Annotated in this window: 6 protein-coding genes; 3 read left to right on the forward strand and 3 right to left on the reverse strand. The window is 69.3% G+C overall.

What is annotated here, in order from left to right:
- Positions 1-37: 37 nt before the first annotated feature.
- A complete protein-coding gene (locus tag O7610_RS23995; RefSeq protein ID WP_289211927.1) occupies positions 38-16,237 on the reverse strand; it encodes a hypothetical protein in 16,200 nt (5,399 codons plus the stop codon).
- 144 nt (positions 16,238-16,381) lie between these two features.
- Here O7610_RS23995 and O7610_RS24000 point away from each other — a divergent pair, with 144 nt between their 5' ends.
- Genes O7610_RS24000 through O7610_RS24010 form a run of 3 tightly spaced genes read left to right on the forward strand, consistent with a single transcriptional unit; the run spans position 16,382 to position 18,055 of the window.
- Positions 16,382-17,398, forward strand: a complete 1,017-nt coding sequence (locus tag O7610_RS24000) for a hypothetical protein (protein ID WP_289211928.1) — start codon at positions 16,382-16,384, stop codon at positions 17,396-17,398.
- Between the two features lie 24 nt (positions 17,399-17,422).
- On the forward strand, positions 17,423-17,728 hold the full coding sequence (locus O7610_RS24005; RefSeq protein WP_281552692.1) for a hypothetical protein: 306 nt from the start codon (positions 17,423-17,425) through the stop codon (positions 17,726-17,728).
- 21 nt (positions 17,729-17,749) lie between these two features.
- Positions 17,750-18,055, forward strand: coding sequence for a WXG100 family type VII secretion target (locus O7610_RS24010; protein ID WP_289211929.1), 306 nt, complete (start codon positions 17,750-17,752; stop codon positions 18,053-18,055).
- 127 nt (positions 18,056-18,182) lie between these two features.
- Here the strand turns inward: O7610_RS24010 and O7610_RS24015 are convergent, their stop codons facing one another.
- Complete coding sequence (locus O7610_RS24015; RefSeq protein ID WP_289211930.1) at positions 18,183-22,709, reverse strand: FtsK/SpoIIIE domain-containing protein; 4,527 nt, start codon at positions 22,707-22,709, stop codon at positions 18,183-18,185.
- Positions 22,710-23,975, reverse strand: a complete 1,266-nt coding sequence (locus tag O7610_RS24020; RefSeq protein ID WP_281552695.1) for a hypothetical protein — start codon at positions 23,973-23,975, stop codon at positions 22,710-22,712.
- Positions 23,976-24,367 lie beyond the last annotated feature (392 nt).

The following is a 24,367-nucleotide window of genomic DNA, read 5'->3' on the forward strand; positions in this document are numbered from 1 at the left end:
CCGGTGCCACCTCGTCGAACTGGACCGGGACCGCACCTCACGCCTCGGCGTCGCCGGGGATCGGCTCGATCGGCCTACCCAGGGTGATCTGATCGACTCGGTGCCGGTGCAGCGCGGACAGACCCTCCGCGAGGTGACCGGCCAGGTCGGGGTCGACCGGTGTGTCCACCACCGGAACGAGGCGGACCCAGGCACCGGGAACGCGGCTCCCACCGATCCTGCCGGCCAGCAGTGTGCCGAGCTCAGCCAGCAGCGCCGGGCTGGTCGGGACCAGGACGTGCGCCGGGGAGCCGGCCGGTGGCAGCGGTAGCAGATCTGCTCCGGCCCGGTATACGACGACCAGTTCGCCGCCGGCGGCGGGCGGGACGAGACCCCCGGCGGCACCGCCCATCGACCAGATACCTGCCGCGCGATCGATCGGCCGGAGATCACGCGGCCAGATCGACAGCCACATGTCGTCCCGTGCGACGAGATCTTCCAGGTCGTCCCTGTCCAACCCATGGTCGAGGTTCAACTCCACCAGTCGCTGCAACCGCGTCGGATCGACGTCGCCGTACCAATCGGAACTGACGGTCTGTAGCAGCCGTTGCAGCCCAGCTTCTCCGGTGAGGAACCGGCCGTCATAGTGGTAGGCCGCCAGCACCCGGTGCGCTGCCTCCAGCCGCTGCGGTGTCAGCTCGAACACTCCGTACGCGCGGGCCGCCAGGTAACCGGCGGCGAGCAGGTTGTGCCGAGCCACTCGCTCGCCGCCTGCCCCGGCCGTGACAGGCGCGGCCGCCGCGAGCCGCGTGGCCTGCCCGTCCAGCGCCGCGACCAGGACCGACGAATTCTGCTCGGCCGCTGCGGCGCCGGCCACGTCCAGCAGCCTGGCAATCAGATCATGGCCGGTGAAGCCGAGGCCGGGGCCGGCCGGATCCGGCGGTGCATAGCTGACCTCGTCCACCACCGCCTCCGAGCCGAAGGCCGCTACGACAATTCGACGCTCGACGTCGCTGACCGGATGCAGTAGGTCGTCGGTGGCCACCGGAAGTGCCTCGGGTCGGGGCTGCGGCCTGTGTACCCGGACGAATCCCGATTCGGTCGTGGCCCCGACGTGGCTGGCCAAGGCTCGGCCGACCCACACCCCGAGAACCCATACCGGCCAAGGGGTCTGCCGGGACGGCAGCCCGATCACCACCGGCGGGTCGTCGTCGCGTACGGCCGGCGACACCTCGGCCGGCCCGATCCACACCCGTTGACCGACCGCCTGCACCTGCCAACCCGATGCCAACTCGTACCGGCCCCAGCCGACGTTGCGCAGCGCGACCACATCGAGATCGAGTACCGGTTGCTGCGGATCGGCGTGCACGGTGTAGTAGCGGGCACCAGGGCCGAGTGAGGCACGGTGGTCTCGGCTGTAGGCCACGAAGTGATGGGCTGCCGCCCCGGTCGGCTCCACCAGGTCGACGTCGAGGGCGAGCACCCGTTCGCCGCCCAACGTACGGGCAAGTTCCACCGCCCGTGGAGCGCTGATCGGTGCGGCCGTCAGCAGCTCCACCATGGTCCCGACGGGTAGGTCGTCGCGCAGCCGGCGCAGCAGGTGACCGGCCTGGTCGACGTCGGTGATCTGAACCGCCAGGAGCATGCCCTCCCGTCGCGGTAGCCGGATCGGCGGCTCCATCGACGAGGACGATGGACGGAGGAAGACCCCTGCGGCTCCAGCCGGCATGTGGGGGTACCTGTCCGGCGCCGTCAGCGGGACGCTGTCGTACCCGTGCATCGGGGCCAGTTGAGCGGCGGCCGCGCCCCAGCGGTGCACCGAGCCCGCCTCCTGAATCCACAGGCCGAGCAAGATCGCCTGAGCCTCGTGCAGCAGGCTCAGATACAGGGCCCGCACTGTGTCCGAGAAGGTCCCGACCTGGCCCACCGCACGTTGCACGCGTTCACCTAGCCGTCCTCCGGCCCCACTGACCCTCGCCGCCGCCACCCACTGGTTACACCGGGTGATCAGATCCTTATCCTGACCGAGAAGCTTGTAGATCGCTTCTCGGTCAGGGTGGGCCAGCCCGTGTCGCGACAGTAGCTCCGCCACGTGTCGCTGCGCCGCGTCGAGCTGGCGCGCCGGCCCGTGCAGCAGCTGGCGGTGCACCTCCGGATCCTTGATCAGCTCAGTCAGCACTCTCGGGTCGCCGGTCTCGGCTACGCGCCACCGGGCGTTGGTTGCCCACTGCACAGAGTGAAACTTCTCGTGCACCAGCGCATCCCGCGAACGGTCGGCATCCATGTCGTACCGCAGCCGCAACCGCCAGCGCGAGTAATCGAAGGAGGCTCGAGCGTGATGCCCGGCGGGCATCTGCTCCGTCCGTTCAAATCCGCGCGGCCCCGGTGTGTGCAGGAGCCAACTCATCTGGCGATCGAAACGCCGCCAGGCATCCAGTACGGTGCCGAAGTCGTCGTGGACAAGCCGCACATGGTCCTGTTCCACCAATGTCGGCACCCTATCGACCAGCGCCGCCGCCCCCAGAGCACGGTTGGTGAAGGCCAGGTGCGTGGTGCCGAGAGAGTCGTTGGCGATTCTGTGGATGTCGTGCAGCGTCGAGTGCACCTCCCCGTCGGTGGGGTCGAGGCGGACCAGCTGGGCATCGGGGTCGACGCTCGTGCCGCGGTCGCCGGCCACCACCGTCCAGTCGGCCTGGACTAGGTCAGCGACATGGCTGTCGAGCGGCATCGGTTGTTGGGCGCGTACCACCCGGACCACCCGACCCGCTGAGTCCTCTTCCACCCTGGCCCGGACCTGGATGGTCTGTCCGTGCACCTGAGCCTGGTAAAGGTGGGTGCCGTCGATCACGATGTCGGGTAGGACGCGCGAGCCGGTAGTGACGAGATGCCAGACGAACTCCCGGGCCTTGTCTTCTGCCGACCGCAGCCCGGTCTGCCGCCCCAGCCTGTGCAGAGCTTGTGCGACGCGGTCGTCTCCTGCTGAGATCCAGCCGATCCGCCTCGCCTCCTCGTAGAAGTGGACGGCGTCCGAGGGGGCGAACATCTCGCTACGCGCCCACGGCGCCCAGGTACCCGGTGCCAGGCTCATCAAAGTGGATATCGCCCCGCCTGAACCACCGCCCCGCAGCCTCGCTGTCGGCTCGGGGTCTGAGCCCCGCTGGCCTTGCCGGCTCACGGCAACACCGTCGCCGGCTGACTGACGTGTCGGGTCTGGTCCATGCGCCAGCTGGGACTCGCCGGGCAGAGCGATCGGCACAACTGGATCCGAGAAGGGCATGAGATTCTGGACGTGCAGGTCGCCGTCCTTCGCCGTGGGCTCGGTAGCGGTGGAGCTGCTGACCTTCCCGGCTGGTTCCGCTGCGGCCGTAGCTGGCTGTTCAAGGGCTGTGGGCGGCGATACCTCATTGCCTGCGGCCGGTGTGTCATCGCGCACTGTCGCCAGATCGGCGAGCATGGTCTGATGGTCGGCAGTCAGTCCGTTGGCGAGGATTCCAGCTACGGCCGGATCGGTGCCCTCGGCCTGGATACGCTGCGCCTGGAATTGCACCCACCGCTCGCGCAGGTCGTCGCGCGGCGTGGCGGTGGTGATGTCCGCTGGGGTGGGGGTTGGTTCTATGGGTGATGGTGGTCGGGTGGTTGGTGTTGGTGTTGGTGTCGGTTGAGTGGTTTGGGCGTTCGATGGTGTGTGGGTGGTGGGGTTGGCGGTGGTCTGCGCAGGGGGCGGTGTTGTGGTGTCGGTGGCTGCTGCTGGTGGCAGTGGTGGTGCGGGCGGCTGTGGTGGGTTGTGGAGCGGGAGGAGTGGTCCCTCGTCCTCAGGCCACGAGCCGGGCATCATGGTGCCGCTCGCGGTTTTTGGCGTCGAACTGGTTTCTCCGGCCGGTTCCGTTAACGGTTTCGGCTCGGCCTTCGGCTCGGGTTTCGGCGGAGGGACGACGGGGACTGTGGGGTCGGGCTTCTTGGCTCGCATCAGGTAGATGTCTTCGTCGACGTCGATGAGGAGGGCTCCGTGCGGCCCCTTGATGACGAGCGTGGCGTCGTAGCGATACTGATGAAAGTTGCGCTTTGCCTCTCTGTTGCGTTCGTTGACCTCGCTCATCTCGGCGGAACTGCCCTGGCCGGACTGACTGTCGCGGGAGAGGACTTCGCCAATGAAGCCGACCTTCTTGACAAGTCCGGTGCGGGCTCCGCCCTGTGGGCCAAAACCGAAGTTGCCGATTTTGGAGTTGTCTTGGCTGCTGGACGTGCTGGACTCATTCTGTTGGTAGCGTCTGCCCTTTTGGAAGTCACTCAGCGGATCGGTGTCAGATCCGTAGTATTCGCCGGCGCGGATGTCAATGCCGAGTGTGATGTTGGTGTCGGGGATCACGTACTCGTGTTTGAGGAGTTGGTTGATCCTGGTGCGCAGCATCGATTCGCTGGTGTAGTGAGTGATCAGGTGGTGCAGGGCGCTGCGGCTGTCGACGCCGGGTACCTTCCAGGCCCCGTCGACCGTCAGGTCGGTGCCGGGGCGGAGGCTGGGTCGTGCCGTGGTCAGGGCGGCCCAACGGGCGAACTCACGAGCGGCCGCCTCCATCCGCCACGGGTGCAGGGCGCGGTCCTCGAGGAGTTCGGTATTCGCTCCGGCGGGTTTAAGGATGGTGTCCTCGGCCCAGCGCGGTGTGGGTCGCGGGGCGGGGGTTGCCGGTTTGGCTGTGGGAGGCGCGGGCTTGGGTCCGCGCCACCCGCTGTTGTCGGTGTTCCTGGGTTGCGTGAAGGATTTGGGGACGATGAGGCGGACCCGGCCACCGGCAATCAGATCATTGCTTTCCCAAGCGAAGGGGGTGTGGTCGTACCAGAATTTCTGGACGGAGTGATTCAGGTCTGGCCACATACTGCTGGTGGCGGCTGTGGTGATGGAGAACAGTGTGGCACGGCCAGTGGCGACGAAGAGTTCGGCGATTTTGGGTAGTTGGGTGGTGGTGGCGAGTTCGATCATGAAGTTGAGTGGGTGTTCGAACTCATGGGACTTCTTGGGCGAGGTGCGGAAGATGTCCTTGGTGGCGGACTGGTTGCTGTGTTCGCTGGAGTAGGACTTTCCGTAGCTGCCATGGCCAAGGCCGCCGAGCTCGCCGCGGTTTGCCTTACTGACCACCCCTCGGCCGTGGAAGTCAAAAGCGGCCGACCAGCCCCAGCCGGAGCTGCTGCTGTTCTGTTCGTTGTCGCTGGTCTGTCCGCGGAGGGTGAGGCTGACCTGGTCGCGGGGTCGGTCGGACGATGGTATGTGGTCGGTGGTGGCGGCGACGCGAATCCACAGGTACCGGGTGGTGGTGTACGGACCGGGGATCGGGAACCATCCGTAAACGCCTTGGCCCGACAGGGGGAAGTACTGCGCAGTGAGGGCTCGGCTGCGGAAGCTGCTGATCACCGCGCGGCGCAGTGGGCTGGTGGCGTTCTCTCCAGCGGGAATGAGGCCCTGCCCCTCCAGCGCTCGGAGGATCGATCTCAGGACGTCGTTGGCCTGTAGCTGTTCGGGGTGACCGACGGCGGGCAGCAGTTTCGGGTCGATCAGTTCAAGGGCTGGCGCGTTGACGGCGGTGCCGCCGACGAGTTCGAGGTCCTCGGCGGCGCGGTCGGTGATCAACAGGTCGAGGGCGTGGTGGGCGTTGACGTAGTGGGGTCCGGCCGAGGTGTTCTGGGCGCCGTTTTTGGATCGGATCGCGGTGATTTCGAAGACCATGCGACCGTTGTAGGAGTGGACGGTGTCGTTGTAGGTGGCGCGGGTGATGTCGGTAGCACCCTTGGTGCTGTTTGTCGATCTCCCGGTGGACATCTCGCCCTCGGCGTCGATCCCGCCGCCGATCCGGCCCTGCTCGAAGGGCTCCTCGGCGTCGACGTTGTAGTTCTGGTAGTGGCCGCCGAAGCCGAACTTGCCCATGGTGGTGATGTCCCTGCTCCGGGCATCGCTGTGGCTGGACGCGAACTGTCGGTAGTGTTCGAGTTCGACGCCGTCCTGGTGGCTCTTCTGGTGGTCCAGGCTGTCCTTGAACAGACGGCCCCGGACGCGAATGAACTGGTCGTATCCGTCGCGGGCGGGTAGTTGTATCTCCCAGCCGTACTCGTCGAGGATGTCAGGACTCTGACTGGCAAGCTCGCTCGGGGCGGAGAGGTCCAAAACCTGGTCGGGCCAGTTCATCGGCTCGCTGAACCACGTATCGGGAAGGCCGTTGACCTGCTGGTAGAGCTTCGCGGCGGTGGCGGACAGTTCCGGGATGTGCCGGAAAGCGGGAAAGAGTCCGGCGCTGCCGATGGTGTCCAACGGGAGATGGGATGCCTTACCGCCGGGCTCCCAGGCGCCCCTGGGATCGTCGCTGGCCTCGGCCCTCCCGTGGTTTCTGAGTTCCTGTTCGCTGTGGGTGGTGCCTTCGGGGGGGAGATGTTCGATCGGGACGGCGGTCTGGGTGGTGACTTCCAGGTTCGGGTCGTCGCCGATCAGCCAGGTCTCGCGTGGGCTCGGCCGGTCGGGGTCGGTGACTTCACGGATCGCGACCTCGTAGACGGTGCGGTAGCGATGGTCGACGATGTCATCGACGGTCTCGGTGCGGGCGTACTCCTGGATGTTGCGGCTCAGTGATTGTTCATTGCTCCACCCCACCTTGGTGGACACCCCGACGCGTGGGAGGCTGATCCCGCCCCGGTGCTGTCCGTCGAGGTCGCCGACGCGGACCGAGGGGCCGCTGCCGAGTTCGCCGGTGCCGGTGGTGTCGCCGGACTGGGCGCCAGAAGTGGCGGCCCCGGTCAGCGCACGTGCGTTGACCGTCATCGGGTACCGGGTGCGATCCAGCAGGTCGAACTGGTGGGCGGTGGCCAGCACCTCGAACGTGCGTCCGTTGCTGGCGACGCTGAACTTGCGGCCGGCCTGGACCCGGCTCGGGTCGGCCTCCAGCACGGCACGACTGACCCGGATCATGACGTCCCGGCGTGCCTTGGCGCCGATGTCGTCGAGGCCGGTCCGTGCCTTGAGCACGTCGATCACGAGGTTGGCGACCTGTTCGGATCCGGGGAGGTTGCCGGTGATGCCCAGGCCCTGCCCGCGGCGCAGTGCCAGGGCCAGGGGTTCCGGGCCGGTTCCGTCCTTCGGCACGAACGCCTGCCGCGCCTGCGGGGCCCCGTTGATCACCGGCCGCAACGTCGCGGCCAGCTGCTCCGCAGACGCTGGCGCCGGTGCGGCGGACCCCCGGATGGGCGAAACCTCGGCTTTGGTGCCGGATTCGGCTGCGGTCTTGGTTTGCGTCTTGACACTGGTTTCGACTTCCGTGGCTGGGGTGAGTACCACTCGGGGGCGTCCTGTGCCGGGGCCTCCGAACCTGGGGGTGAACACATCGCCAAAGATGCTGCGTTCGAACTGTGCCGCTTCAGCGGCGGGCATGGCGATCTCGGCAGTGACCTGGCGGGTGATGGGTGGGATGTTCTTGTTCCCGTGGGTAGCGAGGGTGAAGTCGACGGTGGCCTGGTACCGGGCCTGGTCAGACTTTCGGTTGAGGACGGTGTGGTTCGATGCGGTTTCTCCAACACCCAACGCGGCGCTGTGTTCGGCAGAGAGCCCAGCGCCGAATTGCAGACCGCCGGTAGTCTGCCCGCCCGAGTCGTCGTCGTCCGGATTGGAGCCGCCCTCGCTTAGCCTGAGCAGACTGCCTCCGGCGGATATGCTGACGTCGGTACTCCTGGACGCCTGGTAGTTGGCAGTAGAGACCACGCCGAGATCTTCCCGGGTGGTGATGCCCTCCGTAGTTTCCAGAAACTGGATTTCGCGGATGCTGACTGCGGTGGTGATGTATCCGTTGAAACTGCGGGGGCCGGCGCCTTCGCGAATAGTGTCTGTCTGGTCGCCGTTCGTGAGCAGGTAGCGACTGCGGTTGCGGGTAGTCCGCTCGTTCAGCAGCCGTTCGTGGGCCAGTGCGGCCACCTTCGCGGCGACGTCGGCCGGCAGCGCCGCGCTCAGGGCCTTGTGCCAGTCGGTGATGACCTGGTCAAGGCTGATCGCGTTGAGTGTCTCCCGCGCCTGGGAGACCGGATGCATGGCGGCGGTTCCGGCCGGCGGTTTTGCGTCTGCGGTGGTGGTATCGCCGTCCGGGGGTGTGCGAGCGTAGGCGGTTGGTAGGGAGACTCCGAGGAGGTCCGCCTCGCCGACGACTGGGGATTGTCCCCACTTGACGCCGTTGACGTAGATCTGGAACTCCACGCCGCTGTTGAATTTCGTCGACTCGGAGACGAACATCTTCCGGCCGGAGATGACCGTTGTCTGCTCCGAGGTTTTTCGGGCAATGTCGCTGCCGAAGGCCAGAGATGGCAGCTTCGTCAGCATCCGGGGTGCCTTTTGGGTCGGCAGTGAGAAGGTCAGCTCGGCGGCGCCGTCGTGGTCCAGGCCACTGGATTGGGAGGTCTCCCTGCCGGTCGCGGTCGAGCCGAATGAGACAACGTACTCGCGTTCCTTGCCTCCGTCGGCATTCGGTGCCTCCTGCGGATTGTGTGGCACCGGGCGGATCCAGATCAGTCGATCACCGGCACTGATCGTGATCCCATGGAACAACGCATTTTCCCACCGGGCGCGATTCTTGTCGATACCAGCCAGGTCTTTCGGGGCGGCTTCGAGCAGCTCGCGGATCGTCGCGGCCACCTTTTCGCGGATGCCCTGCTCCTGTCGGGCGTTGCCCAGATCCGGTAGGTCCGTGCTCCTTGCCTTGTTCTGCTCGCCTGGTTCCTGCGGACCCTTACCGGGTTTCAACACTGCCATCTCGGCGTCGGTGATGCGCGTGCGTTGACCCGACGGCAGCGCCGCGGCGAGCGCGTTGAGGGTATCGGCGATCTCGTCGGCCGTTCTGCTTCGGACCTCGGCGATCGCCAGTTCACCAAGTGCCCCGTCAGTGAAGTACCACGGCGTCGCGGTCGGCCGGACCTTCGCCGCCTCCTCGGCCTCCTTAGCCTTCTTCGCCGCCTCCTCGGCTGCCTTCCTCGCGGCATCTTCAGCTTCCTGAAGGGCTGTCCGAGCGTCGTGTAGCTCCTGCTCCTTGCTCTCCCACGCGGTGCGAGCCTGCACAGCCTGCTCAGTGCCCTGACCAAGCGCCGCCTCATGTGTCCGCACAGCCGTGGCAAGCTGGTCGCGTTCCGCCTGACGTTCCACGGCCTGGATACGGTCCTGTTCCTCCTCGCGGCGGTGGGTCTCCTCCAGCTCGCGGGCCCGCGCGGCCTCCTGCCGCTCGGCCTGCTGGCGGCCGGCCTCCGCAACTTTGGCGAGTTGGTCGGCCTGGTCCAGCTCCCGTCTCACGGCCTCGGCATCAACGTCGGCCTGACCGCGTTCCAGCTCAGCCTGCCTCGCCGCCCGGTCGAACTCGGCCCACCGCTGCTGGGCCTGCTGGAGCCGATCGTCGTCACGTTGCTGCTCGGCGGCCTGCCGGGCTTGGTCCTGCTCGGCCTGGCGTGGAGAGACCGGCGGCGTGGCGTCAGTGCGGGCATCGACACGAGTCCCCGAGGCGGGGCCGCTGCCGACCGCTGCCGACTGCTCCTCAGCCCGCGCGGCCTCAGCCCGCGCAGCCTCGGCCCGCGCGGCCTCGGCCCGCGCAGCCTCGGCCCGCGCAGCTGCGCGTTGCGCGGTCCGATCGGCGACTTCGGCGCGTACCGACTCCAACACGGCATCCTCGGCCAACCGCTGCCGCGCTGCCTCCGCGCGCGCTGCCTGTCGCCGCGCCGCCTCCGCGTCCAACACCTGGCGCTGGGCATTTCGCTGTTCGGCCTCCCGCCGCGCGGCCTCCCGCTCGCCGCGGCGACGATCTGCGGCGCTTCGCGCCTCGCGCTCGGCGGCCTCGCGTTGCTCCTGCCGCTGTGCGGCCGATGCCGCAGCTGCGGCATCGGCCGCCGACAGCACCTTGCCACGCTTCTGCTGAACCTGCCGCGCTTCCTCGAGTTTCGCAGAGAGATCGTGGACGTGACTCTCCAGTCTCTGCAGTGCCTCAGCGAAAGACCGCACCTCCGCAGCGAGCTGGTCGTGCCGGGCCTTCGCCTCTGCGACCGCGGGTGGCGGATGTTCCGACTTCAGCTGCTTGCCCGCTGGCGGTACCTGCAACGGCTGCTGCTGAGGTCGAGCCTCGACAGCAGTGGTGGTCTTCCCGGTGGTGGTTCCGACGGTCGCGGTGGTTTCCCCAGTTGCAGGCCAGAGAGGGACGAAGTGCTGGTGCTGATGGTGGAGGTAGAAGACCGGACCCTCGTCGCCGCGCAGCGGGTGTGCGGTGGTGCCGTGCTGGGTGGTTTCAAAGACCTGGACGCGGATACCGAAGTTGTCGATGAGGAGTTGGTTGAGATCGGGGTCGTAGACATCGAGCATCCGGCCGTTCAGCAGGTCGTCGCTGGCGTTGCTGGAGGCCGGCAGGTTGTCCAGTAGATGATCATGCAGCTGGTGGGCATTGGTCTGATGAGGGTTGTGTACGTTGATGAGCTGGGCGAGGGAGTCGAGTAGGCACAGGTTGTGATCGCCGCTGGCGGTGCCGAGTACCAGACCGGGCGGTAGAGCCGGATCGGGAGATCCGGCACCCTGCCACTGATAACTGCCGTCGGCTGTGACGACCCAACCCATCGTGGCGGGGGGCGGCTCGGCGATCCGGTCCACGAGGACGGTCGACAGCGGCGCCGGTGCGCTGCCCGCCGGGCTGGACACCGTCTTGGCCGGGGCTGGCACCGTGGCCTGCTCGGTGACCTGAGGAGGGAGGTCCACGCCGGAGGCCCAGAACTCTTCGGCGGCGTTGCCGGTAAGGGCGTCCGGCGCCGGCCGTGGGGCGGTGGAGCCCGAGAAGTGCGGCGAGAGCACGCCAGCGATCTGACCGAGCGCCCTGGGGGTCAGCACGAAACCGTCGACACCGTGTGGGTGGCTGCCCATCAGGTCGCCGTGTTCGGGCTGGTGGGTGTCGCGCAGCAACGCGTTCGGCGGCGCTTTGCTGTCCTTGACGCCGAGGTTGTGCACGATCTCGTGGGCGTACTTGGCCGGCGACGCGTCTACCGCCCAGGTCTGCTGGGACATCTGCGTGCCGGCCGGAGCGACCGTGATGGAGCCTCGCGCCTTGGCCGGGTCATCGACGAAGTCGACGGTTACCCGCATCGGCACGTCCCAGCCCGGCAGGTGGTGCCGGGGTGCGTTGACGTATCGCTGCAACCCTTCGATCGTGCGCGCCTTCACCTTGGCGATCTCTGCCGCCGTGACGCCGGGCGCGGCGTCGAGGTGCAGCTTGAGCGCGAAGTGCATGTCCTGATCGGTGACGGTGAGTTGATAGCCGACACCGACCCGCTCGCCGCTGGCCGCTGGCCGGGTCACCTTCGGCGGCTGGCCGGACGTGGCGGACGGTTCGAAGCGGAAAGCGTCCTTCAATGGCGTCCATCGCTCGGCGTCCACCTCGATCACCCGGGCCGGGCCGGCGAGTTGGCCGTCGCCGAGCAGATCGCGCGGTGGCATCGTCACCTGCTCGGCGGGCGGCGCGGCAGAGACGTCGTCGGCTGGGCGGCGCGGTGCCGGCAGCTGGAGAACCTCGTCGCCGGCCGCCGGCGTCGGCCGTGCCGGTCCATCCTGCGGCTTGTGCACCGTCGGAGTCTCCGCCGGCTTCGTCGCTGCCGGCCCGTCGACCGGTTTGGCGGCCGTCGACGGCTCCGCAGGTTTGCCGACCGCCGGTACGTCCGCGCCGGGCGGGTCGGTGCGGGTCGGTGCGGGTACGGACGGGTCGGTCCGCCCGGGGGCGGCGCCGGCGGGACCGGTGGGAGGTGCCGGCAGGTCACGGGGCGGGCTCGGCAGCTGGCCGAGTTGGTGGCCGATCGTCGCGTCGTCGGCCCGTGGCCCGGGCATCGGCAGGTCGCCTGTGGTCCCGCCGGGTGCCGGTGGGGCGTCCGCTCCGCGCAGCTGGGCCAACCGGTCACCGAGGGTGGTGTGCCGCGCTGCGGTGTCGTTCCGCAGACTCTGGGACAGACCACCGAGCGCCTCGTCCAGACGGGAGTCGAGTGGTCGGAGGTGGTCGGGGGAAGTGAGCGCGGTGTTGATCTGGGTGGCGCTGTCCAGCCGGTGCTCGTCGAGCCGGGCGGCGTATCGGGACAGCACGTGGTCGATGCCGGCCTGATCGTCGCCGACCCGGGCGAGCGTGTCCTGCCACGACCGGTACTCGTCGGCGGAGAGCGGGCCGCTGCCGCCGCGCAGCTCCGCGACGCGGGCCTCGCGCTCCAGGTTGGCGATGCGCGTTTCGTACCTTGCCAGCACTGCCGCGTCGGCGGCCTCGTCTCCGGCCCGGGCGAACTCGGCATCCCATTCGGCCCGTTCGGCCGGCGGCATGCCGAGCATTTCTTCCCGGTGGGCGCGCAGGTCGGCGATCCGGTCGGTCAGGTCATCGAGAGCACCGGGCGGCAGCGTCGGTACGTCGGGCAGGTCCTCGAGCTTGCCCACCGGGGTGTCCGGGTCGGTACCGCGTAGCGCGGCCAGTCGGTGGCGCAGTTCCAGTCCGGCGAGGTCCAGGTCCGGCGTGCTGTCCCCGCGCAACGCGTCCAGGCGCTTCTGCAGGTCGTCGACGCTGCCGGGTGGCAACGTGGGAGGCTGCGGAAACTGGGGGAGCGGTACGTCGGGGCCGTCGGAGCCGCGCAGATTGGCGAACCGCAGCTCCAGCTCCAGCTCGGTGCTGCGCGCGTCGGGGGTGCGGTCGCCACGCAGCGCGTCGAGGCGGGCCTGCAACTCGTCGACGTCGCCTCTCGACCCGGCCTCGTCGGGGGTACGGCCCGGCGTCGCATCGGGTCCGACCTGGTCGTGCAGCTTCTGTTCGGCCAGTTTGCCGGCGAGGCTGTTCTCGTAGTCGTTGAGCAGCCGGTGCAGTTCGTCGGTGTGTCCGGCGGCGGTCGCCCGCTCGATGTCGATGGCGTGCTGCAACCAGGTCGACTTGTCCATGTCCAGCTGTGCGGCGCGCTGGTGCCCGGCGTCCACATGCGCCCGGTACGAGTCGAGCCGCTGGAACAGGGCCTGCCGGTCGATGCGGTCGTGCAGCGTGTTGAGCGCGCGGGCCCCGTCACCGTGCCGGCCCTGCTCAATCGCGGTACGGACCTCGGTGCTGAGCACCCTCAGCTCTGGCTCGGGCAGGTCGACCCCCCGCGCGTCGGAGATGAGCTCGGTCAACCGTTGGCTGAGCGCCTCCGCGCCGGGGGTGGCCGCCGGATCGGTGCGAGGCACGCTGGGCAGGTCCAGCAGGTTGTCGCCGGTACCCGTACCATCGGGCCCTTCAGCTCGGCCCGGCGTACCCATCTGGTCGAGGGTCTGCGGTCGACCCGCGCTGTCGACCTGCGGTGACGCCGCAGATCCGGCGTCGTCGAGGGATGTCGGACCGATGTTGGTGGGAGTCTCCGCGCGGGCGGCGACCAGCTGGTCTTCCAGGTCGGTGAGGCGTTCGACGGCGGTGGCGCGGGCGGTCGCCTCCACCGGGGAGATCGTGGGGACGTCCGGGAACATCGCCGGATCGACCGGGCGGGTTTCGGCCGCTGCGCCCGGGCGGAGCTGGCTGAGGCGGTGTTCAAGCTCCAACTGGCGGGCTGCGGGGGAGGGCAGCTCGGTGCCGCGTAACGCGGCCAGCCGACTCTCCAGCTCCGCGATACTGGTGCCGGGCTGGTGAGTCGGGACCGCCGGCAGCTCGGCAAGGTCGGCCGAGGCCGCCGGGCGCAGCTGGGCGAACCGGTGCTCCAGTTCCAGCCCGGCGAGGTCGGTGCGCGGGGCGTCGGGGCCACGCAGGTTCTCCAGCCGGGCCTGCAGCGCCTGCACGGATTCATCCGCCGTCCCGGCTGGGTTGGCCGCTGCCCGGTCGGGCGCGGAGGCCGGTTTGGCCGCCGCGAGGTCTGGTGCGACCGCACCGGTCAGGTGGGCCGGTGGGGTATCGACGGTGCGGGGTACCGCAGGAGCTTCGACCTTGAGCCCGTCTGCGGTCCGGCGCACCAGCGCCTCGGTGACCCGGACGTCCTTCTCGGCGCGGGCCAGGGCCAACGCGTCCCCGGAGACGTTGGCCAGCGCGTGCTGTGCCTTCTTGAGCTGCTCCAGCGCCTGCAGGTGGCTGAGCTGCTGCGGTGACGGACCACCGGCCTGATCCAGCCGGGGCGGTGCTGGCGTCGAGAGGTCACGACCGAGGCCGGTGGGTACGGTGACCGTCGGCGGTTCCAGTCGGTGCGGGGTGGTGAGCGCCGCCGCACCGGGCTCGTCGAGCAGGTTCAGCGCCCGGTGGACGGTGGCCAGGTCGGCGGTCCTGCCGAGCTGCACCGGGTTAGGCGTGAGCGCGGAGGTGGGCGTCGAGGTGGACATTGGGGTAGGTGTCGGGGTAGGCGCGGACGCGGGTGTGGGCGGGGCCAGGCTGACATCGCCGAACGCCTTCTCCGGTGCGCCGAGGTTGAACGCCACCCCGGTCTCCGAGACCCGGACCGCGCTGACCTCGCCCATGTGCAGGTTGCGCAGCTCGGCGCGACCGAAGTCCGTCAGGCCCTCGACGCCACCGGCAGCCCGGTTCAGCGTGGCGCTGAGGTTGCCGATCTGCATGTTCGGCAAGGTCACCGCGCTCGGCGTGGCCACCGCCGGCATGGTGACCCCGTTCATCCCCGCTACCGGGTTGACGGTCGGCGCATCCAGCCGGGAGACGGGGCCGAGGTCGACCGCGTGCGCCGCGCCGGGGAGATTGGCTGCGGGGATCGGGGTGACCGTACCGGCCGTTCCCGGCACCGGTACGTCCAGGTTCTGTACGCCGCGAAGCCCCGCGAGGTCGTGCAGGCCGAGCGCCCCACGTGCCGCGGACAGGTCGAGACCACGGGCCGAGAAGCTGAGTTGCTGCGCCGCCGGGGCCCCGATCATCGGCTTTTCGATCAGGTCGGGAAGGTGCAGCCCACTCGGACTGAAGTTGATCCCACCGGCTGGGGGCGGCGCGCCGCCGGGCTTGACGACGTGCACCGTGGTGAGGCCGTTGGCGAGCCGGATGCCGCCGCCGAGCGCGGCAAGTCCGTCGAACCGGGTCATTCCGAGCCCACGACCCAGCACGCCGAGCTTGAACGCCCCGGACACCCCGACAGCGCGGATCTCATGACCGGCCAGGGGCAGGAAGATCCGAAGCCATTGCCAACCGCCGAACTCACGGGCCATCAGGTTGCCGAACCTGACGGCGTTGGCGGCGATGAACCTGCCCGCGTCGGCCGTCACGCCAGCGAACCGGACCAGACCCTGCTGCCCGATGTTGCCCATCCTGGTCACCGCTGCAGGGACGGTGACCAGGGTGAACTTCTCCAGGGCCACGAAGCCTCGGGCGGCCAGGCCGTCGATCGGGCCGACGATCCGGGGAATCATCAGCGCGCCGACCTTCACCGAGTTGGCAAGGGTGACCCCGATGTCGCCGATGCCGCGCATGGCCCCGCTGAGGCTCAGCGTCGACACCGTTCGCCAGAAGTCGCCGATGCCGGCGCGCGCCATGGTGAAGCTGTGCCGGCTGAACTGAGTGATGTTGCGCCAGGCGGAAGTGGCCAGCTTCGTGAGGTCGCCGAGGGCGATCAGCGGTCGGGTGCTGGGACCGAGTAGCCCGAGCAGCCCGAGCGCCAGACCCAGCGCGTTCGTCTTGCCCATGGCAAAATCCAGGGTCGCCTTCACCGCCAACGCGGCGTTCATCGCGAAGGCGATCAGGCCGAGCGGGCCGCCGACGAAGATGGCGACCACGGTGACGATGAGAGTCAACCAGGTGAAGATCTCCCAGAACACCTCACAGGCCGACTTCGGCGTCACGGGTGACTTGATGTGGCCGGTCGCGTCGAGAATGGCCTGCCGAGCCGTACCCGCTGCGGATTTCACATCCGCGGCGGCGTTCTCCGCGGTGGCCTTGAGAGTGTTGATCCGTCCCTCGTCGTCGCCGGCCCCGGCCGCGTCACGCAGCGCCTGGTCCGCCGTGGCCTGAGCCTCGCGCAGCGCCTCGGCGTACGTGCGGATCGCCGGCCCGGCGGCGGAGAAGGCTGTCCGCACCCCGGCGATGAAGCCGCTCATCTCCTTGCTGATCTGCTCGCGCAGCCAGTCTGCGGTCTTGCCGACGAACGCCCCGTCACCGCTCTGTCGCAGTACCGCGGCGAGTCCGTCGTCGGCGGTCCTGGCGTGGTCGGCCATGATGTCCATGTAGCTGGCGACGCTGCGCAGCACATCCGGATCGCCGGGGGTGGGATCACCCGACAGCGTGAGCGGTGACCAGTCACCAGGCCGTACCCCCACCGGACCCTCCTGCTGCCCCGGACGCCGTCGTCCTGTTCGACGTGGCGCACCCGCACGGAGGTTCACAAGTGAACCGCTGGCGGCCCCAGCCGCGTCGAATCACACAGACGGCGTACGCCGACGAGCCGGAGGAAGGGGCGCGGGGTGGCCGACCTGGTGCTCGACTACGCGCTGCTGCACAGTCTCGCGGGCAGCCTGCGTGAGTTGAAAAGCAAGATCGAGTTTGATGTGGAGACCGGGTCGCGTCGGGCGGTGGTCACCTCCGACGGGACCGTCGTCGACTCCAGCCAGGTGGGCGACTCGGCCCTGTACGGCACACTGAGTGCCTTCTTCTCCGCCTGCCATGCCCCGTTCAAGGACTCGATGGAGCTGCTCGACGAACTGGCAAACACCTTCGACAGCATCGCCAAGGCCTACTTCGATCTGGACGCGGACGTCGCTGGCAAGGTGAACCTGGACCGCCTCAAGGCCAGCGTCAACGGCTGGCAGGCCGACACCGCCGCGTACGAGCGGTATCTCGACCTCAAGGACCGGGAGATCACCTTCCAGTACTACGACAAGGACGGGAACCTGGTCGACGGTTCGGTGCCGCTGTGGAGTGGTGACCCGGTGCCGGAGCCGGGGGATCCCCCCACCTCCATCGACGGCACCGCAGAGGTGGGCAGCAACAAGACCTCGGCGGTCCTGGACGACGACGGCAACGTCATCTCCGAGACGACCACGGTCACCTCCGGCGACGGACTGACCTATACCGAGACGACCGAGTTCACCTACCGTGACACCGACGGCGACGGGGAGATTGATGTCGTTGACTACACCTCCACCGTCACCCACTCCGACGGCATGGAGGAGAAGATAGTAAAAAAGACCAACGACGACGGTTCGTTCGTGGTGACCTCCACCACCAGCGAGGGCACCACAACGAGTACCGTCACCCCGAAGCCCGACGGTGGATCGCACCAGGTGACCGTCGACCACGAGGGCGAGACCACCACGACCGACATCGTGGTGACCGGACCGGACTCCGGCACCAAGACGGTCGTGGACTCGGATGGCACCAAGAAGTACACCGGCAATCCGAACACCGGGGAGTGGACGCTCGTCTCCGAGGAGTCATCCGAGGACGACGACTACATCCCCTTCACCACCGTCACCATGTGACCCAGCCACCCTTGGAGCAATGCCATGCCCAACATCACCGTCGACTTCGGCAAGGTGCAGGCGGTCAACGAACAGCTCAACTCCGCCGTGACGCAGACCGTGCCCCGGCTGGAGGATCTACTCACCGCGGTGTCCCAGTTGCTCACCAGCGACGGTGGCCTGTGGTTGCAAAAGTCCAGCCCCACCCTCAGCGGGCAGTACCAGACCTTCAACACCGAGTTGACCGCGGCGATCGAGAACATCCGCTCCTTCGCCCAGCAGTTCCACAACATCACCGTTCAGCTGAGCACGATGGACGAGCAGATCGCGGCCTCGAGCAGCTCGGCCTGACCGACCGATTGGAGGCATCCGATGGCAGAGGTAAACGTCGATTACGCCCTGGTCAACACCATCGCCGGGCGGCTGACCACCGAGGGCGCGGAGATCGCCAGCGTACTGACGAACCTGCAGGCCAGCGTCAGTGAGCTGCTGACCAGCCAGGGCGGCCTCTGGCTGCAGCAGGCCAGCCCGGTGATGGACACGCAGTACACCGAATTCACCACCTCGCTGACCGCGGCGGTCAGCAACCTGGAGACCTTCGCGGGGCACTTCTCGATGATCGCGAAGAACCTCAGCGACATGGATCAGGCGCTGTCCCAGCCGCCACCGGCGAGCTGACCCACGTCGCCTCTTGCGGCCCGCGTCGATCGCGCGGCCCGGTAGCCGTCACCAGCTACCGGGCCGCGCGGCCCGCGTGGGTTGGTACCCGTGCCGAGAGTGGTCCGGTGACCGTGTCCGAGTCGGGTCAGCGCAGCACGGTGTGCGGAATCGTGACCGTACTCAATGCGCCGGTCGCCGGATCCGGAACGTAGCCGCGACCAGGTCGCCCACCGGAGCGCAGCAGCCCCGGCGGCACCCTGGCTCCGACCAGGTCACCCTCGATGGCCGACTGCGGCGCCAACAGCACGCCCTGCCGTGAGCGACGGGCCTCGGCGATCCAGCCACCCAACGACTGGGTGAGGGTCTCTGCCGTTCCCGCGTACGCCAGACCGAGTGCCCGGTCCCGGCCGGTGCCCACCACCTGGCGCAGTACCGCTTCCACTGGATTGGCGAAACCCAACAGGTCGACGTCGTCGACCAGCACCACCAGCGGGCTGCCCAGCTCATCCAGCGCGGCGGTCACCTGCGCCGGGTCCGGTGCAGGCCCCTCGACCGCCCGCACCCGGTCATGCACCGTCAACCGGCGCAACACCGACTCGCGGGGCGTCAGGATGACCAGCGCGGTGCCCCCGGCCAGTAGCGACACCGCGAGCGTGGCCAGCGTGTTGCTGCGGCCCGAGCCGGGCGGACCGGCGACCAGAAATGTGGCCTGCCGGCCAGCGAAGTCCACATAGCAGGGTGCGGCGGCGTCGCCGCCGATCCCGAGCAGCGCCCGCAGCGGATGCCGCTGCTCAGCCGGGACCTGTGCAAACGCCTCGGCGAAGGTGACTGCGGCGGGCAGGCCGGCCACCGGGAACGGCCGTCGCTGCGCCGGCACCGCGCTGTCGCGGGCGGCGGCCCGAGCCGCGATCCGACGCATCGCCTCGACCTGCGCCGGGCCGGACGGATCCAGGTCCAGCAGGGCGACCTGAATCTCCGCCTGGTCCGCCGAGTGCCAGCCCCGTCCGGGCGGCACCACCTCCGGCACCCGACGGTGACTGACACCGATCACCGAGTAGTCGGTGCGGTCGGCCATCCGCAGCATGATCCGGTGGTCGTTGAGATTCGCCACCCGCCCGGTCAACAGCGACCGCTCCGAGGACATCACGAGATGCAGCCCAGCGGCCGGCCCCTCGCGTAGCAGGCCGAGAAACTGGTCCAGCAGCCGTCCGCCGTCGTGGTCGTTGAGGACGGCAGCCAGCGAGTCCCAGCCGTCCACCAGCAGCATCAGGTGTGCCGGACGCTGCGCTGGCGGCAGCGCCGACCGCAGTTCGTCGAGGCCGGCGCAGGAGTGCTGGGCCAGCAACTCGTGTCGGCGGGCAAGCTCGCCCTGCATGCGGCCGAGCAGGCGTTCCAGACGCTCCAGATCGGCCCGGGGCACCACCGCACCGCAGTGCGGAAACTCGGCCAGCGCCATCATCGATCCGCCGGCCGCGTCGACGGCGTACAGATGCAGGTCCGCGCAGGAGAGCGACCTGGCCAGCGACGCGGCCAGCGTGCGCAGCAACTGCGACCGTCCCGAACGGGAGGCACCCAGCACGTACAGGTGTCCGAGTGCGGCGAGGTCACAGGCGAGCACCGGCTGGCTCTGCTGCAACGGCAGGTCGGCCAGCGCGTACGGTACCGGCGGCAGACCGGGCCCGGTGCGCGACTCCGGCAGGGTGAGGTCGTCCAGCAGCACGACCGGCGGCAGCGGCGGTAGCCATGGGCTCGGCTGCTGCTCGCAGCCCACCTCCCGGGCGGCGGCTTCGATCGCGTTGACCAGTACGTCGAGGTCGGTGGCGGCCAACTCGTCAGGTGCGGCACCGCCACGGGGCGTCACCACCGGTGGCGGCAGCGCCCGGCCCAGCCGGGACCAGGGCAACTCCGTGCCGTACACCGGAGCGGCCGGCCCGGACTCAGCGGTGTCCGGGCCGGCACCCTGGTACACCGCGCCGACGTACCCGGTCTGAAAGGGCAGGGTGGACCGGTGGGCGAGTCGGGCGAGCGCCCGGCCCGGGGTCGCCGCCGGAATCATCGCGGCGTCCGGTACGTCGATGACGTCCGAACTCTCCATCGGATCGGTGACCCGCAGCGCGATGCGCAGGTTGGTGTTGGCGCGAATGTCGGTGGTCACCACACCAGCCGGGCGCTGGGTGGCCAGGATCAGATGGATGCCCAGCGAGCGGCCACGCTGCGCGATGCTGACCAGCCCGGGCACGAAGTCCGGAACCTCCCGGACGAGTGTGGCGAACTCGTCGATGACCAGGACGAGTCGGGGCACCGCCGGCAGCGAAGGGTCGCGGCCACGCATCGTCCGGTACTGCACGAGGTCCTTGGCGGCCGCCCGGGCCAGGATCTCCTCGCGGCGACGCAACTCCGCGCCTAGCGACTCCAACGCTCGGACCACCGACGCGCTGTCCAGGTCGGTGACCATGCCGAGGGTGTGCGGCAGCCGTACACAACTGTGGAACGCGCTACCACCCTTGTAGTCGACCAGCACGAAGGTCAACTCGTCCGGGCGGTTCACTGCGGCCAGAGATACCACCATGGACTGCAACAGCTCGGACTTGCCGGCACCGGTGGTGCCGGCGATCAGCGCGTGCGGCCCGTCGCGGACCAGGTCGAGCGCTACCGCTCCGTCGAAACCACTACCGATCACGAAGCTCGTGGAGGCGGGTTGGCGGGACCAACGTTCGGCAAGGTCGGCACCGTCCGGCGGGTCGGCGTCCAGCAGCTCCAGCAGTCGGCTGCGGTCGGGCAGCCCGGCCGTCTCGTCCGGGGTGACATCCCGCAGCGGAGCCATCGCCCGGGCCACCCGCTCGCACCACTGGGCGGTGATCATGTCCGGACGTACACCGGTGGCCTCGGGCACGCCGGTCTGCCGTACCGTCAGCCCGTCCGCGTCTGCGCGTAGCACCGCCGTGCACTCCTCCGGCAGCAACCGTTCCTCGGCGTCGATGCAGATCGCGAAGACCTGCACCGCTGGCCCGTCGGTGAGCACCTGCACCATGCCGGACACGTCGCGCAGCCGGCGGGCGCCGTCGACGACCAGCAGTATGTCCGGCTCGCTGAACAGGACCTGGCCGAGTTGCGAGCCCCGGGCCTTGGTCCGTGCGGCGACCAGCGCCACCAGCTCGGCCACCCGGTTCGCCACGGTCTCCGGGTCGTTGCCGACCAGCGTGTAGGGCTGTCCGGTCTGGATGCCGTCCTCGGCCGGTCGGGTGTGCGGCAGCCAGCGCACCCAGCCCCACCGTTCCTTCCCGGCCTGCTCGGTCAACACGTGAATCCGCAGGTCACGTGGGCTGTGCAGGGCGGCGGCCTGGAGGACGAGCCAGCGTGCCGTCGCGTACGTCGTCTCCGCCGCGCCGGCCAGGCCGATCACCTTCCGGTCAGCCAGATCCACGGTGACCGGCGCGTCCGGAACGGTCCAGCGCAGCTGGCGGTCCGTATCGGGGCGGGCCGGGTCCTCCACCTCGATCAGCGACGGCTGATCCAACGTGCCGACCCGTAGTACGAGATGGTCGGGGTCGCGGCGGCGGCGTTCCCACAGTCGCCGGCCGGGGCCGACGGCCGTGTACAGAACGGTCGCCGGGTCCGGCGACGCCTCGCAGCGGGCCAACCGTTCCTCGGCGACCGCCGCCGTCAACTCCCGCATGATCCGGCTGCGCTTACGAAGGTACTCGGCGAGATCCCTGCGGTACCGCTTACGGCCGCTGCGTCGGTCGGTGTACCAGTTCGACAATGCCAGGATAGGACTGAGCGCCATGATCAGCAGGAAGAAGTACGACCGGAAGAGGAAGACGAACGCCAGGCCCATCACCATCGGGGCGAGGATCATCAGCAGCGGGATCGGGCGGCTGTTCGGCTTGACCGGTGGGCTGGGCAGCCGTCGCCGTGCGAAGAGCAGCGGCGGCACGATCCGTGGCGGCCGGTTGAAGTCCAGCATCGGCACGTCCACGGCCGGCGTCACCGCGGCATCCGGTGCCGGGCGCGACACCAGCCGTAGCAGGCTGCCGCCCACCGCCAGGTCCACACCGGTCGGCCAGCGGCGGGATCCGTCGCGTCCGGGCCCTGAGGCGTCGGGCTCGTCCGCGTGCTCCTGCCCGTGTCCGGCGCGGAGCTTCGACCCGCGCTGCTCGACGTGACCGGGGTGCCCGGGTGCGGGCATCGGATCGGTCTGGGCTGGGGGCCGTGGCATCGCCAGACGCGCCCCGGCACCACGGGTGGCCACCCAGGCGCGACCTTGCTCGTCGATCGTGAGCCGGGCGGCGTGCGCGGGCACTCCGCTGCCGCCCGGATCGATCGCGGACCCGGGCGCCGAACCGATGTCGTGACAGCCCAGGCCGACCGGCCAGACCTGCCCGGCGCTCGGGCCACCGACGCCGTGCACCTCCAGCCAATGGGTCCGAGGGTCGCCCGGCAGGTACCGCACCCCGCCACCGGGTACCGGCGCACCGTCGCCCAGCCGGACCCCGGCGACCAGCCCAGCCCGGCTGACCGTCCAGGCCGGATCCAGCCGCTCTCCGTCGAGATACCAGTCGCTCCGGGAGCCGTCCTGTTCGATGAACGCGCCCACCGGGGTGGCCGCCTCGACGTCCATCGCGATGTCCCGGTCGGCACCGCCGGAGATGACGGTCAGCAGCAGGCGCATCTATCGGTCTCCAGTCCGGCCGGCAGACTCGATGCCGGAGTACGCCGTCGGCTGCTGCCCGTCCTGCGCCTGTTCGATCAGGTCATCGTTGGCGGTGGGCGGAGCCGACGGTCTGGACGGTGGGGTGGCGACCGGCAGCCTCGCCGTCGGGGCGGGTGGCCGAGAGGGCTCGGGTACGGCGGGTTCCGTTGGCGTAGCGGTTGCTGCGCCGGTAGGTCCGGGCAACTCCTCCTCAGCCCAGGCGGGTGCCGGTGGGGTGGGGGGTGCAGTTCGGCGGCGGGGCAACAGGCACCGGACAAGTGGCGTGGAGTCCACGTCGAGCAGTAACTCCGGTGCGGTCACCCGGCCGGCCAGGTCGGCCCGTAGCCGCCAACGCGATCCGGGTAGGTAGCCGGCGACCAGGACCAGCAGCCCAGGATCGTCGGCAACCAGGTCGGCGAGCCGCGCTGCCGCCTGCGGATCGGGCCGCCGGCAGACCAGGACGGTACGTCCGTCCGGTGTCGGACGGGTCGCGATAGCTGTGAGCGCCTCGGACAGCGGCATCCGGTCGATTCCGACCGCCCCGGCGCCGTAGCCGGGTTCCGCCGCGACGATCAGGCGGTGCACGCCGTGCCCGCCGGTCAGCGCGGCCAGCTGGGCGACCAACACGGACACCAGCCGCTCCGCCGGTAGCGGGGCACCGTGTACGGACAGGATCCCGGGGCAGCGCGCGATGTCCAGCAGGACCATCGTCCTGTCCTGCACTCCTACGGCGACCGGCAGCGAGTCGCTGGCGGCCGGTGCGGAGCCTGAGGGCAGCGGACCGCGGGCACGCCAGTGGCGCGGCCCGGTGACCTGCCACGGGGATTCCGCCGCCGGAGACGGCATGTCCGCTCCCGCGCCGGCGAGTCGTACGCTGAGCTGCCCATTGCCCAGCAACACCAGGTACGGCCAGAAATCGTCCCGGTCGGCCAGGGCTGACCGGGCGGATCCGATCCAGGCTCGGGCCAGCGGCACCGGACCCGACCCGGCGAAGCTCCCGGCAACCACTCGTACCCCTCGCCGAAGCCGGACAAAGCCCGCGATCGGCGCCGCCAGATCCCGTGCCGCGCCCCAGACGCCACGCCGGATTCGTTGCCCGGTGCCCCGGATGCCGTACCGGCGGTCGAACCACCGCAGCAGCACTACCAGCAGGATCAACAGCTCCAGCACGGTGAGTACGGTGAGCAGCGTTTGCCGATTGGCGTCCAGAAAGCGGCCGAGGTCGCTGAAGGACGGCGTGTTCAACCGTGCTCCTCCTCCGCCAAGCTGGCTCGGGTACGCCGCAACCGAGCCCTGATGCTACCTGTGGGCGGTGGCCGGTCGTGGTGCAGCAACTCGGCACGAGGCGGGAGAATCCGCAGGTCAAAGCCTGCTGGCAGGGCGTGATCGGCTGATTGATGCAAGCAGATGAAGTTTTGATTAAAACTAGACTGCTGGCATGATCCGGCGGACCTCGGGCGGGATCGCCAGGAACGGTGTGAACCGTTCCGTGCGACACGAGGTCGCACATCTCAAGTGGTTGCGTCGATGGGAGGCTGCGATGACGGTGACGTAGCCCAGGTCCGTGCTCGGTGGCCTGTTCCCGCCCCGGCGTGCGTCATGGGTAACCGTGGGGTGCGAAGCCCGGGGTTCAAGCC

Source organism: Solwaraspora sp. WMMA2065, from assembly GCF_030345075.1.
In the GTDB taxonomy this organism is placed as follows: domain Bacteria; phylum Actinomycetota; class Actinomycetes; order Mycobacteriales; family Micromonosporaceae; genus Micromonospora_E.